Below are 17274 nucleotides of genomic sequence, written 5' to 3'. Positions count from 1 at the left end.
TGTTGGTAACTTTTTTAAAACCCGAAGGGAATTTTTTAAAAAAAGTTATCAATCTTCCAATTACAAATCCGTATTTTTGATTCAATTAATAACCTAAAAATGGTCAACGTATTTTAGGACATGACACGCAATACAAAAATCTTGAGCAAACGGACTTATGTCAACTGGAAAAGTAACTGTTGCAGTAGCTGGAGCAACAGTAAAATAAGCTGGGTTTTCTAAAACAGGAGTAATGGTGTGAGTTCCTGCTTCGACTGGAATTGTGTAATTTCCTGTTGCATCTGCAATTAAACCACCTGTGTTTGTGCCATCAGTTATAGTAAACTTGAAATTTGGCAAAGAAATATCTAAAGCATCACAACCATTATTGTCTTCATCTATTTTATTGGTGCCATTTATAGTGTAAAAGATACCTCCAGGAGTAAAGTTACAATAGCTATTAATAGTACAATTGGTATAACCATATAAAGTTGCTAAATTTTGCAAGCTTGCAATCTCACTATCATCTGCACAAATGTAAGTAAGATTAGGATTTCCAGAAAATATTATAAATTCATTAAGTCCATTTTTTAGAAATAAACTTGTAAGCTGGTTGTTATCGCAAAATAATTCTTGAAGATTTGTCAAACCTTGTACATTTAAGGTAGTAAGTTGGTTGTTCCCGCAAGCTAAATTTTGAAGATTTGTCAAACCCTGTAAATTTAAGGTAGAAAGTTGGCTGTTCTCGCATCGTAACTCTCGAAGATTTATTAATCCTTGTAGATTTAAGGAAGTAAGTGGGTTGTTAAAGCAATATAAATTTTGAAGATTTGTCAATCCTTGTACATTTAAGTTAGGAAGTTGGTTGTTATCGCAATATAACGCTTGAAGATTTGTCAATCCTTGTACATTTAAGGTAGGAAGTTGGTTTTCAAAGCAACTTAACAGTTGAAGATTTGTTAATCCTTGTACATTTAAAGTAGGAAGTTGGTTGTTATCGCAATATAACTGTTGAAGATTTGTCAAACCTTGTATGTTTAAGGTAGGAAGTTGGTTGTTTTGGCAATATATATATAGAAGATTTGTCAATCCTTGAACATTTAAGGTAGCAAGTTGGTTGCCAGAGCAATATAAATATTGAAGATTTGTCAATCCCTGTACATTTAAGGTAGTAAGAAGGTTTTCGAAACATTCTAACCAATGAAGATTTGTCAACCCTTGTAAATTTAAGGTAGTAAGTTGGTTGTTACCGCATCGTAACCAATAAAGATTTGTCAACCCTTGTACATTTAAAGTAGTAAGTTGGTTGTTACCGCAAGTTAATTCTGTAAGATTTGTAAAAGCTTCAATGCCTGTCATGTCTGAAATAGAAGCATAAGACAAACCAAGAGAGGTAACCGCTAAGGCTTCAGTTACTTGTATTTGTCCATCATTATTAGTATCGACTCCTTGTTCAATCAGTTTTGCTTTAAAATTAGCATCGGGAATAGTCACAATCTGTGCATTTGCAGTCACAAAAAAGAATATACTAAGTAGTTTAAAGTAAAAATGTTTCATAAAATTCCAGGTTTAGAGTATAAATATAAAATATAAAATTTAACCATTCTACTACTAATCGATGAAAATTAAAAAAAACGAAAATTAAAAATGAATATTATTTGGGCATTTTCATTAGCGGACTTTTTTATTTACAAAAACAATGCTTTCAATTCAGTAGCATCATGTGGATTCATTTTTCCTGCTAAGACTAAGCTTAATTGTTTTCTTCTTAAAGCTGCGTCAAATCTAGATTTTTCTTCTTCAGTTTGCGGTTCTAATGGTGGCACTGCAACTGGGTTTCCTGTTTCGTCTACGGCTACAAAAGTGTAGATGGCTTCATTAGCCTTAGTTTTATTTCCAGATTCTCTATCTTCAATCCAAACGTCTAGAAAAATTTCCATTGATGATGTAAAAGCTCTTGAAACTTTTGCTTCAATAGTAACCACACTTCCTAAAGGAATAGAACGATTGAAAGCTACGTGATTGACCGATGCAGTTACCACAATTCGTCTAGAATGTCTTCTTGCTGCAATACTTGCCGCTCTGTCCATTCTGGCTAATAATTCACCACCAAAAAGATTATTTAATGGATTAGTTTCACTTGGTAACACTAAGTCGGTTAACGTTGTTAGAGAATCTATAGGATGTTTAGGAGTCATAGTTTTTTTTTATTTCATACAGTTCGACCTTATGGTCTCGGGTGCAAAGGTAGTAATTATAGTATTTTAATAAAGGAACAAAAAACAAAAAATCCCGAATAAATCGGGACTTTTCTATAATTCTTGAATTAATAACCAAGCTTCTGGATTATGCGATTTTTTTATTCTTTGCATTTCATTCTGAGCTTCTGTATAGGAAGAAAAACTCTTGTAAACTACAGGAAATAATCCATGTTTATTTTGAGGAATTCTTCTTGCAGGATAACCCAATTTTAGAAGTAAATCATACATTTTCTCAGCATTTTTCTCCATTTGAAAAGCACCAGCTACAACATGGTAAGGCATTTTTCCTTCAGAAACGGTAAGCGTTACAGCAGGAAGTGGATTGCTAATGATAAAAGTAGCTGTTTGAATTTTTTGCTCAACTTGCTTTTGAACTTTTGTTTGAACCGCTAAAGTTTCTTGTTGTATTTGATTTTGATAATACTGATTTCCAAAGAAACCACCAGCACCAAGTAATCCAGCACCAAGAACAAAAATGGCAGCATATTTTAAGAAATTACCCGAACTTCTTTTTTCTGGAGTAAAAGTAATCGGAGCTTTCTCCTCAAGAACTTCAATTTCTTCTTTGTAAACTTCACGTTTTACAGCAGGGGAAACATATGTCGTTAATCCAAAAGAAGAAGTCAAATAATTAACTTGATCAGAAGGAACAAAAACTAAATTTCGTTCAGCATTTAATGAAAGATCACCAATATTTTTAATTGTAATAGCACCAAAATCATTCAACTTAGATTTCCATGTAGCCACTTGATTTTCAATTATAGTAACTGCTACTTCATAACTCATCTTTTCAGCTTGAGCGATATGATTGGCAAGTAAACCGTCATTATTTTTCAAATAAGCATTGAAAGAAATCAATTTCTTTGGTGGATAAAACGAATGTGAATCTTGATGCAATTGAGCCGATTGGATTTCGGTTAAAAAAGCACCAAATCCCGGAACAGTTACACACTGGTAACGATATAATAATTGTGATATGTATTGATCCATCTTCATAATGACAAATTTAATTATTTAATGTGGAATGCAAAATTTTATCAACAAACTTTGTTAACAATTTTTATTGTTCTTACTTTTGGAGTCATATTTATACACACCATACAGATTTAATATAATGAACGACACAGAATTACTGCACTTATTGGCATTACTAAAAGTAGATGGCGTTGGCGATATTGTTGCCAAAAAATTGCTCACTCATTGCGAAAATGCCGAATCAATCTTCAAAACCAAAGCCTCTAAACTAACTTCAATTGACGGAATTGGTAAAACTTTAATTAAAAGTTTGAAAGACAAATCGGTTTTTAAACAAGCCGAAGAAGAACTTCGTTTTATCAAAGACAACAACATTAATTTGATTTATTATCAAGATAAAGAATATCCAAATCGACTCAAACATTGTATTGATAGTCCGCTTTTAATGTTTTCTTCTGGTAAAATGGATTTGAACAATCAGAAGATAATCAGTATTGTTGGCACTCGTGAAGTTACTTCGTATGGCACCGAATTTTGCAAAAAACTAATAGAAGATTTAACACCATTAAATCCAATCATCGTTAGCGGATTTGCTTATGGTGTTGATATAGTTGCGCACAAGGCTGCTATGGATAATAATTTGCAAACCATTGGTGTGATTGCCCATGGTTTAAATCAAGTTTATCCAAAAGTGCATAAAAAATATGTTGCAAAAATGGAAGAAAAAGGTGGTTTTTTAACCGAGTTTTGGAGCACTTCCAATCCTGAAAAAGAAAATTTTGTTAAACGAAATCGAATAGTTGCTGGAATGAGCGAAGCTACAATTGTAATAGAAAGTGCCGAAAAAGGTGGCTCGCTAATTACAGCCAATTTAGCCAATGATTACAACAGAGATGTCTTTGCCGTTCCAGGAAGAATTTCTGATAAATTTAGTCAAGGTTGCAATAATTTGATTAAAACCCAACGCGCCCATTTACTAACATCTGCAGCTGATATTTTGTATATTCTCAATTGGGAATTACAACCCAAAGAAGAAAAAGTAATTCAAAAACAGCTTTTCATCACTTTAGAAAACGACGAGCAAAAACTCTACGATTATCTTATAAAAAACGGAAAGCAACTACTTGATGTAATTGCTCTCGATTGTGATTTGCCAGTTTTTAAAACCGCATCTATTTTATTGAATATGGAACTAAAAGGTGTTATTCGACCTTTGCCAGGAAAATTGTTTGAAGTTGTTTAGAAATTATTTCAATCCTAAATTCCCATCAAAGCTATTGAAATCGTCTTTTAGTTTTGGTTTTACTTTTAATAATTCCCAAAACTGACTGCAAATAGATTTTAACTCGGCCATATTATGATTCTCTAAAGCTTTTTCACCCAATTCTACTAATTTTAAAAACTTGTCTCTGTTGGTAAATTCGTCTTCGTCTTTAAAACGATAATAATAGAAATAATCAATAAAACGAGATTCTTGTTTTAGATAAACAGCATCAATTAAATTGTCTAATTCCTTAGTTTTTTTACGAATTATATATTTATTGTTGGACTGTAAAAACTCAACTTCATTTTTAATGATTTTTTCATATTCTTCCATTTGACGAGGATTCGCTTGCTCTGCATAGGTTTGGAAAACTTCTTTAGAATAATGATATTCGCTCAATTCATTCAATATATGTTTATGCCTAACCAAATCGTCATATTCTTGAATCGTTAAACGTTTCATCTCATCAATTTGATACTTTTTATCGGTAGATTTATCATTAACAATCTCTAAAGATTCATTGTATAAAACCGCTAAATGATCTTTTATTCGTTTTAATTTGGCAAGATATTCATAGTTTTCATCTTCTTCGTTATCGTAAATTTCTTCCGAAACTTCATCGAGAACTACTTTAATTTCTTCGGTTAATTTAGATAAAGAAATAGCTCGCTCATGAGGATTGAAAACTTCTTTTATTTCTAAATCTAACGAACTAATGTAAACTGTAATACTCAAATCGCGCGATTCAGAAATTTTGAAATTCAGCTCAACATCCATTCCTTTCAATAAATCTTGATGAAAATCTTTACCGCAAATTTCTATGTAACCTATGGTTAAGTTGCTTCCAACCATACTTCCAGCATTACCTTCTACAATATTGATGATTAATTTATCGTCAGAATTTTTTAGAATATTTTTAGAACACGTTTTGTAAATAGTTTTCTTTAAAGGAAGAATATCGTTTTTCTTAAAAATGCGTTCCATGAAGGTTTTACCACTTTCTTCATCAACTTCTAAACAAATATCATTAGGCAAAGGTTGACCAGAAATATTATAAAGTCCATTAGTAATTTGAATGGAAGTATGCTGATAAACCTGATTTTGTTGTTGGTCAAATAAAAATAATGAGAAGATATTGGTCGCTTTTTCTAAAAGAGGAACGAACTCCGCAATTTTTTTATTTGCTGCAAGCAAACCAGTATCAAAACCACCATCACTTCTAGTAATTCTATAAAAACCATTAAAATCGGTTGGTAAAATTGCAACAATCAATTCTTCTTTATCTTTAGAATGAGGTTCAAAAATAAGTTCAACCGATAAAGTTTCTTGTTCTACAACCACTTCTTTTTCAGATTCAATATATTCAGATGGTTTTGAGCCAGCATAAAAACTTGCACCCAAAACCACAGCAGTTGTTGGATCAATACTCGAATCCACTAGTGTTTGACTTCTTTTTTCTAATTCTTGTCGGATGTAAGGAATGTAAGTTGTTCCGCCAACAAGTATGATGCGCTCAATATCAGAAAATTTTAAGTTATTTTCTTGAATTAACCTGTGTGTAAGTTGAAATGATTCTTCAAATTTTGGAGCAACAATAGCCTCAAATTCTGCTTTAGATAATTCCAAATCTAAAGATAAATCAAGTTCGTCAAATTCAATTTCTATGTTGGTTTTTTCTTTTAAAGAGAGTTCTTTTTTAGCTTCTTCTGCTTTAAAAAGTAATTCGAAATATAGTTTTTTATAAATCGCATCTTCGCCAGAAATCATTTTATTCCAGAGGTTGTTTTCTGAAGATTGTGCTTCTATTTTTGGGCAAATAATTTTCTCTACAAATAAGGTATCAAGGTCAACTCCGCCAAGAAAATTATTCCCTTTATGATCGATTACTTTCAATTCGCGTTCGTCAATTTTTACTAAAGCAACGTCAAAAGTTCCGCCACCAAAATCATAAACCAACCATTTTTTTTCGGAAGCAATATCTAAATTTTGAAAATTGGAATAAGCCAAGCAAGCTGCAATAGGTTCTTGAAGCAAAACGACTTCTGCAAATCCAGCTTCATAACCTGCTTTCTTTGTAGCATTGGTTTGAATGGTGTCAAACGATGCAGGAATGGTAATTACAGCCGATTTTGGATTTTCATTTTGAGTAAAATTAATCAACTCTTTCAACACCATTGATGAAAGTTCTAATGGAGCAATTTGTTTGTCCAAATCTTTTACAAAATAGGTTTCATCAGAGCCCATTTTTCTTTTGAAAGAAGCAAAAACATTTTCGGAATTAGACAAAAAATGTTCGCGTGCTTTGTCACCAATTTGAATACGACCTTTTCTAAAAGAAACCACAGAAGGAATAGTATCTTTAAACCCAACAGGATTTTTGTAGATAGTTACTTTCCCATTTTCATATTTAGCAATGGCAGAATTGGTTGTGCCTAAATCAATTCCGATATTAATGTTTTTCATAGCTTTTCTAGAAATTATTCAACAATTACGATACCTTTTTGTAATAGAATGTAATTGTCATTTTGCATTTTATAAATTATAGGCTTTAAAACTTTGGTGATTTTCTTAGCGCTTGGATTTAGAATATTGGCTTCAATTGAAGCATCTCTTTCATCATATTGGTTTCCAATTGGATTAATGATTTTATAACCCAATTCCTCAAGTTCGTGTTGAATCCTATTTAGGTTACGTTCAAAAATATCTAGATTTTGTTCGGTTGCTTTCTTTTCGATTTCAAATAATTGGTTGATGATGGCTTCCATGAATTATTACTTAATTTGAATATGTAGGCAATTTACAATTATTTTATTTTTTTCAATAAAATCAAGTAAAATAAAGCGTTAAAATTTTACATTTGTTTTTCTTCAATTTACAAGCGCATGAATATCATAGAATTATTTGAAAATTTAAATATTGATAAATCCTCACTTCTTCAAATTACTTTTGAAGAGATTATTAGAATTGAAAAACAGGTTAATGTAGAAAAGAGAATCAACCCTGATATTGATGTTAATGTTGCTAATAATTTAATTGAAGCTCTAAAATATTTTCCAACGGAATTTCAATTTATTGCTAATATTAGAGTTTTATACAATTTTTTTAGCAGAAAAAATTTCTTAAGAGATGATTTTCCAGCACAAAATATTGAAGTAAATAAGGATAAAGTAAAATTATTTATTGAAAAATACCTCCAAGAAGATTTAACTACTTTTTTTGATAAAAAGATTATTGAAAACAAGTATGAAGAAATGAACGACCTTCTAATTTACAAAGAATATTTTCCAGAAGAGTTGTTGTATAAAGTTGCAAAAAGAGCTGAAGGGAAATTAGATTTTGTATTATCAAGTTTACACGCAAAAAACATTAATTATTTTCCTTTACTTTTTGTAAAACAATCTCACTTTTTTACCTTTTTATCTCATTTTGTTAGTTCAGAATTAGACGACAAAGTAAATCATCTATTAAATGCTATAGTTGATATTTATAATGTAACCAAAAGTTCTGAATTTGCTGAAGCCATTATGATTTCAATGTCGAATTACCGTTCATTTGATGATGAATTGATGGATACAATTGCTTCAAATAAGAGAGTAGTTCTTGATAATATTAATGGTAGAGAAGGTAGAACTGAAAAATCTGTTTTTTCGTGGAAAACGTTTTTTATCATTTTAGTAATTTTATTAAAAGTTGCTTTTTTCTCGAATAAATGTTCTTCAGATTCAGATTCAACTTATGATAATTACGATAATAATACCTACGATAATGTCCAAATTGAAGAAGCGCCAGCTGAATTAGACCCATATTATACAGAATCTCAAGCCAAAATAGACACATTCAAAATGTTTTTAACCGATTATGACAAAACAGAAAAGAATAATCTAACTTATAATGATACTATAAAAACAGGTCAAAATCCTTTCACTAATGTTTATAAAAAGCAGTTTGTTTCAACTTCATATAATTATAGGTTGTTTACAAATAAAACAAATTATGATATCATTTTGCTAGAAAATGCAGTTGCTTACGATACAATAAATATTTCTAAGCAAGCTTATTATATAAAATCTAAACAGGATTTTAAATTGGATTTAACTAGTGAATTTAAGAGAACATTTAATTTTTATGTTGGAAAAAAATTGGCATCTTTTCACAATAGTAAAGAAAAGTTATACATACATGGTAATTCAATTGTTGAGCCAAGATTTACAATACTTGCCAATGGTGCTAAAGAGCTTCTGAATGAAGATTATTCTTTTAAAGAAGATGTAATAATAGTTGAGAGAAACGGAAAAATTGTTATTGAGTCTAAAGGATTAAGTACAAAAGAGCAAAGTTTTAAACAGATTCAGAAAGAGCAAGAAGTGATAATGGAAGAAATCAAAAAAGAAAATGAGTGATGTTTAATCACTCAAATCCTAGTTTCACTCTAACTCTTCCTAAAACTTCATTGGCAATTAAATGAGCTTTTTGAGCACCTTTTTGCAACAAAGCATCAACTTCTTCAAGATGGTTGATGTAGTAGTTATATTTTTCTCTTTCAGTTTTAAATTTATCGCAGATTAATTCAAACAAAGCTTGTTTGGCGTGACCATAACCATAATTTCCACCAAGATAATTTTGTCTCATGCTTGCAACTTGATCAGCATTAGCAAGTAATTTATAAAGAGCAAAAATTTTGCAAGTATCTGGTTTTTTTGGTTCTTCAAGTGGCGTACTATCACTTTCAATAGACATTACTTGTTTACGCAAAGCTTTGTCATCAAGGAAAATATCTATAATATTTCCACGAGATTTACTCATTTTATTTCCGTCAGTTCCGGGAATGTACATGGTTTCTTCTTGCACTTTTCCTTCAGGAATTACAAAAGTTTCACCCATTTGATGATTGAATCTTGAAGCTACATCACGAGTAATTTCTATGTGTTGCATTTGGTCTTTTCCAACAGGAACGAAGTTAGCATCATACAATAAAATATCTGCAGCCATCAACATTGGATAAGTAAATAATCCTGCGTTTACGTCTTCTAATCTATCGGCTTTATCTTTAAATGAATGTGCTAATGTCAATCTTTGAAAAGGAAAGAAACAACTTAAATACCATGACAATTCTGCCGTTTGAGGCACATCGCTTTGACGGTAAAAAGTTACTTTATTGATGTCTAATCCACAAGCAAGCCAAGCTGCAGCAGTACTATAAGTGTTTTTTCTTAGCGTTTCACCATCTTTAATTTGAGTAATGGAATGTAAATCGGCTATAAACAAAAACGATTGATTATCAGGATTATTAGATAACTCAATTGCCGGAATGATAGCTCCAAGTAAATTGCCTAAATGTGGTGTGCCTGTGCTTTGTACGCCTGTAAGTATTTTTGCCATAATTGCTGAATTGATTTCAGTATCAAAATTTATTTGATGCAAAGTTAAACCTTTGTAGTATAATTTGCATACTATTACTTATTTTTGACGCTATGAGATTGCTAAAAATTATTTTTTGGGTCCTTTGGCGCGTTTGGTTTTACATTTTAATGGGTGCGCTTATTTTAATAATGTTACCATTTCTGTTACTTTCAATTTTGAAAGAAGAATGGTATCCTTATTTTTTTGTAATGGCAAGAATTTGGGCTAAAGGCATTCTTTTAGGGATGGGTTTTTATACCAAAATTGAAAGAGAACAAGAGTTAGAAAAAGGCAAAAGTTATATGTTAGTAGCCAATCATACTTCAATGACTGATATAATGTTGATGCTTTCTGTTGCTCAAAATCCTTTTGTTTTTGTTGGAAAAAAAGAATTATCTAAAATTCCACTTTTTGGATTTTTTTACAAACGTACTTGTATTTTAGTAGATAGAAGTAGCCAAAAGAGTAGAATGGAAGTTTTTGCAAGAGCTCAAAAACGATTAAATCAAGGTTTAAGTATTTGTATTTTTCCTGAAGGCGGTGTTCCTGATGAAGCAGTAATGTTGGATGAATTCAAAGATGGCGCTTTCAAATTAGCAATAGAACATCAAATACCAATAGTTCCAATGACCTTTGCCGATAATAAAACTAGAATGTCTTATACTTTTTTAAGTGGAAGTCCTGGAATTATGCGAGCAAAAGTGCATAGGTTTTTTGATACAAAAGGAAAAACATTAGAAGATAAAAAAGTTATAAAAGACGAAATACATTCCATTATTTTGAAACAATTGGAAGATTACAGTAAATTAAAAAGAGCGCCTAACTAAAGCGCTCTTTTCCGTTATTACTCGAAAGCAATAACACCACTTAACTAATTTTAACCTAACATGTATTAAAAAGTATAATTTATTCCTGAGTAAACACCAAACACAAATGGTTTGAAATTTCCTGCATCGTTATTAAATGTATTTATTTGATATTTAAAAACTGGTTCGATGCGCGCCTCAAGACGTTTAAAGAAACCATATTTTAATCCTAATCCTAAATTACCACTAAAGTGAACATTGTTCAAATTGTTTGCTTCACCGATTTTCAAATTCAACTCCGATGATTGAAGATAAACCTCATTTCTATTAAGAACTAGTGTACTCATTCCTCCAATTAAATCAATTCCGAAAGTCTTATCCAAAATTTTGTAAGTAACTTCTAGTGGCATCTCTATGTAACCTAATTTTTGATTTAAACTACCTTCAAATTTTTGAAAAGATTTATTATATAAAGTGTTTACATTACTCAGACTTTCAATAACTAAAAGTGATCCAGGTACATTGGGATTTAAACCACTCAATCTGCTGCTTACGGTTGGATTTTGATAATACAAAATTCCATTAGTATCGTAGTCAACATTTAAAATATTAACTCCAGTTCTTATTTTTATTTTTTTATTAACTGCATAATTTACACCAATGCCATAACTAATATTCTCAGCCGAATAGACTTTATCGTTATCTGCTAATTTGCTGTCAAGTGGCGAACCATTTGAAGTTGAACTGAAATAAATAGGCGCAACATTAGACGTAACTTGCCACCTATTTATTTTTTGTTCAGTAACTGTTTGCTTTTCTTTTTCAATTAGCAATTCTTCCAACGCATTTGGCTCAGCACTAGCAATTGATGCTGAGTCAATTTTTTTAATTATAGGTTCATCTGTTTTTGGTGTTAAAACAGATGTTTTTTTATCTGATGTTGTATTCTTTACAATAGCATTATTTTCTTTTGATAGATTTACAACTTTATCAATAGCACTATTATTTTTTTCTTTTTCTTTGGTTTCTTGTTGAACTAGAACTTCGTTACTTGACGAATTATTAGTTTTATTTTTTTCTTTTAAATCGTTATTTTTTTCAAAAGCAATTTCATTATTAGAATTAATGTTGCTCAATTTCAACGATGTTTTTCTAGTCTTTTCTTTTTTAGAACCATTGTTTACAAGTTGACTATCTGAATTTGATTTAATTTTATCAGTTTCAACCAATGGTTTTTTATTGATTTCAGAATTAGCAACCTGAGTTCCATTATTTGACTTAACGTCAAGTTTATTTATTTTAGAATTTGTTTTATTGTTCTTGTCAGATTGCGAATTTGTTTCTTTTACAACAACTACATTATTTACGTTGTTACTAGATGAAATGGTTTTTGAATTATCAGAATTTATGGTTTTACTTCCGTTAGTAACAACTGGATTTGTATTTTTATTTACAGAATTTTTTGAATTTTCTTTATCATTTTTCTCCTGATTTACAACCGTGTTTTCATTGTCATTAGTTGTATTCAAACCATTGTAAGCAAAAAAACCAATTACTAAAGCAGCAGCAATACCCGATAGTTTCCACCAAAACGGAATTACTCTTCTTTTTTTCTTTTCTTTTAATTTGAGTTCGATGTTTTCCCAGATAAACTCTTCTGGAGTAACCTCATGATTTTCAAATTTTTCTTGAAAGAGATTGTTTATATTTTTTCTTTCACTCATTTTATTGAAGGCATTTTTACACTGCCGGTATTATTTTCAATTTTTTCTTTTAATATCAATTTTGCTCTTGACAAATTTGATTTAGATGTTCCTACAGATATTCCTAATGAATCGGAAATTTCTTGATGTGAATAATTTTCAAAAACACTAAGATTAAAAACCAATCGATATCTATCTGGTAATTCTTGAATAATTTTCAGCAAAAAATCCATGGATACACCATCTTCTATTTCAACTTCAACTTCTTCGGCAATATCTTCGTCTATTGGGCTTAAAAAACTTTTATTTCTATATTGTTGAAGAGCTTGATTTACCATTACTCTTTTTATCCAACCATCAAATGAACCTTTAAATTCAAAAGAATTAATTTTTTCAAAAACTAATAAAAAACCATCTTGTAAGTTATCTTGAGCTTCTGCATAATTGCGTGAATATTTTAAGCATACTGAGAACATTTTTGGAGCGTATTGCCTGTACAATTGTTCTTGTGCTTTGATATCATTTTTTTTGCAATCATGTATTAATTTTTCTAAACTCAAGAGTATTATTTTAGTGGTCTACAACTACATCGTATTCTATAAATTGATTAACGCCTTGAACATCTTTTCCATTCCAGAATTTAAAATGATACGTTCCTAATGACTTTGGTTGGAAAGGTAAGTTCAATTCTATGTCTGTTTGATTATCTATTGTACAATTATCTTGTTTTACAACTAAACTCTCAATAGCAATCGTTCTATTAAAATCAAATGATTCATAATAAAATTTATTAAACAAATGGCATGTTGAGGGTCTTTTGTAAATAACGGTAATGTTTGTAGTACTGTCTTTTGCAAACTCAGTAGGCATAATTACTTGATCTACTGGGTTTATTTCATATGAGTAAGCTTGATCTTCGTTTACCTCGCAAGATAAGACGCTAAAGGAAATAAGGATTAGTAAAAATAATTTTTTCATTTGTAGTTTTTTTATTTTCAAAGTTGTTTTTTTTATGTGTTTATATGCGCTCAAATTTGTTGTTAGAGCAGTTATAAATAAAATGTAACTATTTAATATTTAGTTATATGTTTGTTGTTTTTTTATTTAAAATATTAAATGATATAGATAGCATTTTCAAATATTTTTTTTCTCACTAAAGTATAGATACAAAAAGTACAAAAAGGTTGCGTATAAATATAAAAAAAAATCCGCCGAAGCGGATAATTTATTTTTAAGCGTTATTTTCTTTAATCAATGCTTTGATTTTCAGTTCTAATTCGTCAGCCAATTCTGGATTGTCTTTTATCAATGCTTTTACTGCATCTCGACCTTGTCCTAATTTTGTTTCACCGTAGCTAAACCATGAACCAGCTTTTTTAATTACTTCAAATTCTACTGCTAAATCAAGTATTTCTCCAGTTTTTGAAACACCTCCTCCATACATAATGTCGAATTCGGCAGTTTTAAATGGTGGAGCAACTTTATTTTTAACTACTTTTACTTTAGTTCGGTTTCCGATAACATTTTCACCATCTTTAATTTGTGATGATCTACGAATGTCTAAACGAACAGAAGCATAAAATTTTAATGCATTTCCTCCTGTTGTAGTTTCAGGATTTCCAAACATCACACCGATTTTTTCTCTCAACTGATTGATAAAAAATACGGTACAATGTGTTTTACTAATAGTTCCTGTCAATTTTCTAAGTGCTTGCGACATTAAACGAGCGTGTAATCCCATTTTAGAATCACCCATTTCTCCTTCAATTTCACTTTTTGGTGTCAAAGCAGCAACCGAGTCAATAACAACAATATCAATTGCTCCTGAACGGATTAAATTTTCAGCAATTTCTAATGCTTGTTCACCATTATCTGGTTGTGAAATGATTAAATTTTCAATATCAACACCCAATTTTTCAGCATAATTTCTATCAAAAGCGTGTTCTGCATCAATAAATGCTGCAATTCCACCTGCTTTTTGAGCTTCTGCAATAGCATGAAGGGTTAAAGTAGTTTTACCTGAAGATTCTGGACCATATATTTCTATAATTCTTCCTTTTGGATATCCGTTTACACCTAAAGCTAAATCTAAACCTAACGATCCTGAAGAAATAGTTTCTACTTCTTCAACGGCTTTATCGCCCATTTTCATTACGGTTCCTTTTCCGTAGGTTTTGTCTAATTTGTCAAGCGTAAGTTGTAACGCTTTTAATTTTGCATCTTTTTCTGAACTCATCTTTTCTATATTTTTGGCTTTTAAAGTTGTAAAAATAATTAAAAAAAGAATGTAAATGAAGTTTATATAAATGAGTTTTAAACAATTCCATCCAAAATATATTTATTACTTTAGCCAACAATTTTTTTCAACTTATGGAAAAGCTAATTTCTTATCCAATTTCGGTTATTTATTACTTATGTTTTGGATTGTGTTTGGTAATTTTTCATCCAATTCAATGGATATGTTTCAATGTATTTGGCTACCAAGCGCACAAAAAAAGTGTAGATTATCTTAATTTTTTTCTTGTAAAATGTACTAATCTTTTAGGAACATGGTTTCAATTTAGAAACATCAACAAAATCCCTAAAGATGTTCCCATAATTTTTGTTGCCAATCACCAAAGTATGTATGATATTATTGGGATGATTTGGTATTTAAGAAAATTTCACGCCAAGTTTGTAAGTAAAAAAGAATTAGGAAAAGGAATTCCAAGTGTATCTTACAATTTGCGTCATGGAGGTTCGGTTTTGATTGATAGAAAAGATCCAAAACAAGCTATTCCAACCATTAAAGGTTTATCAGAATATATCGAAACACACAAACGTTCGGCAGTAATTTTTCCGGAAGGAACTAGAAGTAGAGACGGAAAACCAAAAGAATTCGCACAAAGCGGATTGAAAATACTATGTAAATACGCTCCTTCTGCTTATGTTGTGCCAATTTCTATAAATAATTCGTGGAAAATGGTTAAATTTGGTGCTTTTCCAATGGGTTTAGGAAACCGATTAGAATTTATCATTCATGATCCAATAGCCGTAAAAGATTTTTCATTTGAAGAATTAATGGAAAAAACACAAAAAGCGGTTGTTCAATCGTTAAAATAATAATCAGATTTTATTTTGTCTCAAATCTAAAGTCTATAATACATATATAATGTCCATAAAAAATGTTCGTCTAGAAGTAATGCAGTTTCTAGATACTAAAGTTGACGAATTTGTCGATAAATTTTTAATCCCAATAGAAACTATTTGGCAGCCATCTGATTTTTTGCCAGATGCACAAAGCGATACTTTCTTTGAAGATGTAAAAGAAATTCAAGAGATAGCTAAAGATTTACCTTATGATTTTTGGGTTGCCATGGTAGGTGATACTATTACTGAGGAAGCGCTTCCAACCTACGAAGCATGGTTGATGGATGTTGAAGGAATAGACAATGTAGAGCGTAATGGTTGGTCAAGATGGATTCGCCAATGGACTAGTGAAGAAAACCGTCACGGTGATTTACTAAATAAATATTTATATCTATCAGGAAGAGTTAATATGCGTGAAGTTGAAATTACTACACAGCATTTAATAGCCGATGGATTTGATATTGGAACTGGTCGTGATCCTTATAAAAATTTTGTTTATACAAGTTTTCAAGAATTAGCAACTTATGTTTCACACAATAGAGTTTCTCAAATTGCTAAAGATTATGGAGATAAAAAATTGTCTAAAGTCTGTAAATTAATTGCAGGTGACGAAATGCGTCATCATCATGCATATTGCGAATTTGTAGATCAAATTTTTAAGGTAGATCCATCCGAAATGATGCTTGCTTTTCAATACATGATGAAACAAAAAATCACAATGCCAGCAGTTTTCTTAAGAGAATCAGGTGAGAAAATAGGTGCTGCATTTGAGCAATTTTCTAATTCTGCTCAAAAATTAGGTGTTTATACGGCTAATGATTATGTTGAAATCATGCAAAAATTAATTGATAAATGGCAAATTGATAAAATCTCTGGATTAACTGATGAAGCCGAAAAAGCAAGAGATTATTTGATGAAATTACCAGGAAGAATGGCAAAAATTTCTGAAAGATTAGTCTTGCCTGAAGAAAATTATATTTTTAAATGGGTGCAACCTGCTTTGATAAAGTAAACATTGAAAAAATAGCAATATTAAAATTCCAAATTCCAATATTTATTTAGAGTTTGGAATTTTTTATAAAATGTAATATGAGTTTAATAGATAACACGATTTTATTTGTAAAGCAAAAACTAGAAAATGCCGAAGCTGGTCACGATTGGTTTCATATTGAAAGAGTTTACAAAAATGCTTTGTTAATTGCTCAAGATGAAGTTTGTGATATTCAAATTGTAAAACTTGGAGCACTTCTTCATGATATTGCTGATAGTAAATTCAATGATGGAGATGAAACCGTTGGTCCAAAAGTGGCTAGAGCTTTTTTAGAATCTCAAAATGTATCCGAAGAAATCATTGTTCATGTTGTAAACATTATCGAAAATATCTCTTTCAAAGGAGGAAATTTTGAAAAGAAATTCAACTCAATTGAGTTAGAAATTGTTCAAGATGCAGATAGATTAGATGCTATCGGAGCAATCGGAATTGCAAGAACATTCAATTACGGTGGATTCAAAAACAGACAGTTATATAATCCTGAAATTGCTCCCAAACTCAATATGAGCAAAGAAGAATATAAAAAAAGTGAAGCGCCAACAATCAATCATTTTTACGAAAAATTGTTATTGCTAAAAGATAAAATGAACACCAAAACTGGTAAAAATTTAGCTCAAGAAAGACATAAATTCATGGAATTATTCTTGTCTCAATTTTATGCAGAATGGGATGGTGAAAAATAAAAAGAGAACCAAATTTGGTTCTC

16 protein-coding genes are annotated in these 17274 nt (G+C 30.5%); 6 read left to right on the top strand and 10 right to left on the bottom strand.

Translation table 11 applies throughout. The features are described 5' to 3' along the window. Positions 1–93: 93 nt before the first annotated feature. The 3 genes from ACIQ06_RS08490 to ACIQ06_RS08480 all read right to left on the bottom strand — a co-directional run bounded on the left by ACIQ06_RS08490 (position 94) and on the right by ACIQ06_RS08480 (position 3236). Positions 94–1536 carry a leucine-rich repeat domain-containing protein gene (locus ACIQ06_RS08490; protein WP_396145415.1) on the bottom strand — a complete coding sequence of 481 codons (1443 nt, stop codon included), beginning with the start codon at positions 1534–1536 and terminating at the stop codon, positions 94–96. A 131-nt stretch (positions 1537–1667) separates the two neighbouring features. Continuing rightward, the gene (locus ACIQ06_RS08485) at positions 1668–2177 is read right to left on the bottom strand and encodes an acyl-CoA thioesterase (protein ID WP_298306928.1); all 510 of its coding nucleotides are present in this window, start codon (positions 2175–2177) and stop codon (positions 1668–1670) included. A 114-nt stretch (positions 2178–2291) separates the two neighbouring features. Next, complete coding sequence (locus ACIQ06_RS08480) at positions 2292–3236, bottom strand: SPOR domain-containing protein (protein WP_396145413.1); 945 nt, start codon at positions 3234–3236, stop codon at positions 2292–2294. Between the two features lie 118 nt (positions 3237–3354). On the opposite strand from ACIQ06_RS08480, the gene dprA reads away from it, so the two are divergent. Next, positions 3355–4458: a DNA-processing protein DprA gene (gene dprA, locus ACIQ06_RS08475; protein ID WP_396145411.1), complete on the top strand. Its 1104-nt coding sequence runs from the start codon at positions 3355–3357 to the stop codon at positions 4456–4458. 3 nt (positions 4459–4461) lie between these two features. Here dprA and ACIQ06_RS08470 read toward each other — a convergent pair whose 3' ends face one another. Then, positions 4462–6942 carry an Hsp70 family protein gene (locus tag ACIQ06_RS08470; RefSeq protein WP_396145409.1) on the bottom strand — a complete coding sequence of 827 codons (2481 nt, stop codon included), beginning with the start codon at positions 6940–6942 and terminating at the stop codon, positions 4462–4464. Between the two features lie 14 nt (positions 6943–6956). After that, positions 6957–7244 carry a hypothetical protein gene (locus ACIQ06_RS08465; RefSeq protein ID WP_396145407.1) on the bottom strand — a complete coding sequence of 96 codons (288 nt, stop codon included), beginning with the start codon at positions 7242–7244 and terminating at the stop codon, positions 6957–6959. A 117-nt stretch (positions 7245–7361) separates the two neighbouring features. Here ACIQ06_RS08465 and ACIQ06_RS08460 point away from each other — a divergent pair, with 117 nt between their 5' ends. Continuing rightward, the gene (locus tag ACIQ06_RS08460) at positions 7362–8879 is read left to right on the top strand and encodes a hypothetical protein (protein WP_396145405.1); all 1518 of its coding nucleotides are present in this window, start codon (positions 7362–7364) and stop codon (positions 8877–8879) included. A gap of 7 nt (positions 8880–8886) precedes the next feature. Here ACIQ06_RS08460 and trpS read toward each other — a convergent pair whose 3' ends face one another. Next, entirely contained in the window at positions 8887–9858 is a 972-nt protein-coding gene (gene trpS / locus ACIQ06_RS08455) for a tryptophan--tRNA ligase (RefSeq protein WP_396145403.1), read from the bottom strand. A 92-nt stretch (positions 9859–9950) separates the two neighbouring features. Here trpS and ACIQ06_RS08450 point away from each other — a divergent pair, with 92 nt between their 5' ends. Then, positions 9951–10706, top strand: a complete 756-nt coding sequence (locus ACIQ06_RS08450; RefSeq protein WP_396145401.1) for a lysophospholipid acyltransferase family protein — start codon at positions 9951–9953, stop codon at positions 10704–10706. 65 nt (positions 10707–10771) lie between these two features. On the opposite strand, the gene ACIQ06_RS08445 is transcribed toward ACIQ06_RS08450, so the two are convergent. The 4 genes from ACIQ06_RS08445 to recA form a co-directional block, all read right to left on the bottom strand. Continuing rightward, positions 10772–12409 carry a hypothetical protein gene (locus ACIQ06_RS08445; protein ID WP_396145399.1) on the bottom strand — a complete coding sequence of 546 codons (1638 nt, stop codon included), beginning with the start codon at positions 12407–12409 and terminating at the stop codon, positions 10772–10774. Next, on the bottom strand, positions 12406–12948 hold the full coding sequence (locus ACIQ06_RS08440) for an RNA polymerase sigma factor (protein ID WP_396145397.1): 543 nt from the start codon (positions 12946–12948) through the stop codon (positions 12406–12408). Before ACIQ06_RS08440 ends, ACIQ06_RS08445 begins: the two co-directional genes overlap by 4 nt. Positions 12949–12958: 10 nt before the next feature. Beyond that, a complete protein-coding gene (locus tag ACIQ06_RS08435; RefSeq protein WP_396145395.1) occupies positions 12959–13366 on the bottom strand; it encodes a hypothetical protein in 408 nt (135 codons plus the stop codon). A gap of 253 nt (positions 13367–13619) precedes the next feature. Beyond that, entirely contained in the window at positions 13620–14624 is a 1005-nt protein-coding gene (gene recA / locus ACIQ06_RS08430) for a recombinase RecA (RefSeq protein WP_396145393.1), read from the bottom strand. 134 nt (positions 14625–14758) lie between these two features. Between recA and ACIQ06_RS08425 the strand changes: the two genes are divergently transcribed. From ACIQ06_RS08425 to ACIQ06_RS08415, 3 genes are all read left to right on the top strand, one after another. After that, positions 14759–15490, top strand: a complete 732-nt coding sequence (locus ACIQ06_RS08425; RefSeq protein WP_396145392.1) for a lysophospholipid acyltransferase family protein — start codon at positions 14759–14761, stop codon at positions 15488–15490. A 49-nt stretch (positions 15491–15539) separates the two neighbouring features. Beyond that, entirely contained in the window at positions 15540–16529 is a 990-nt protein-coding gene (locus ACIQ06_RS08420) for an acyl-ACP desaturase (protein ID WP_396145390.1), read from the top strand. A gap of 77 nt (positions 16530–16606) precedes the next feature. Further along, the gene (locus ACIQ06_RS08415) at positions 16607–17251 is read left to right on the top strand and encodes an HD domain-containing protein (RefSeq protein ID WP_396145388.1); all 645 of its coding nucleotides are present in this window, start codon (positions 16607–16609) and stop codon (positions 17249–17251) included. Positions 17252–17274: the final 23 nt, after the last annotated feature.

This window comes from Flavobacterium sp., assembly GCF_044341265.1.
GTDB lineage: Bacteria > Bacteroidota > Bacteroidia > Flavobacteriales > Flavobacteriaceae > Flavobacterium.
This window is presented reverse-complemented; position numbering and strand designations above follow the sequence as displayed.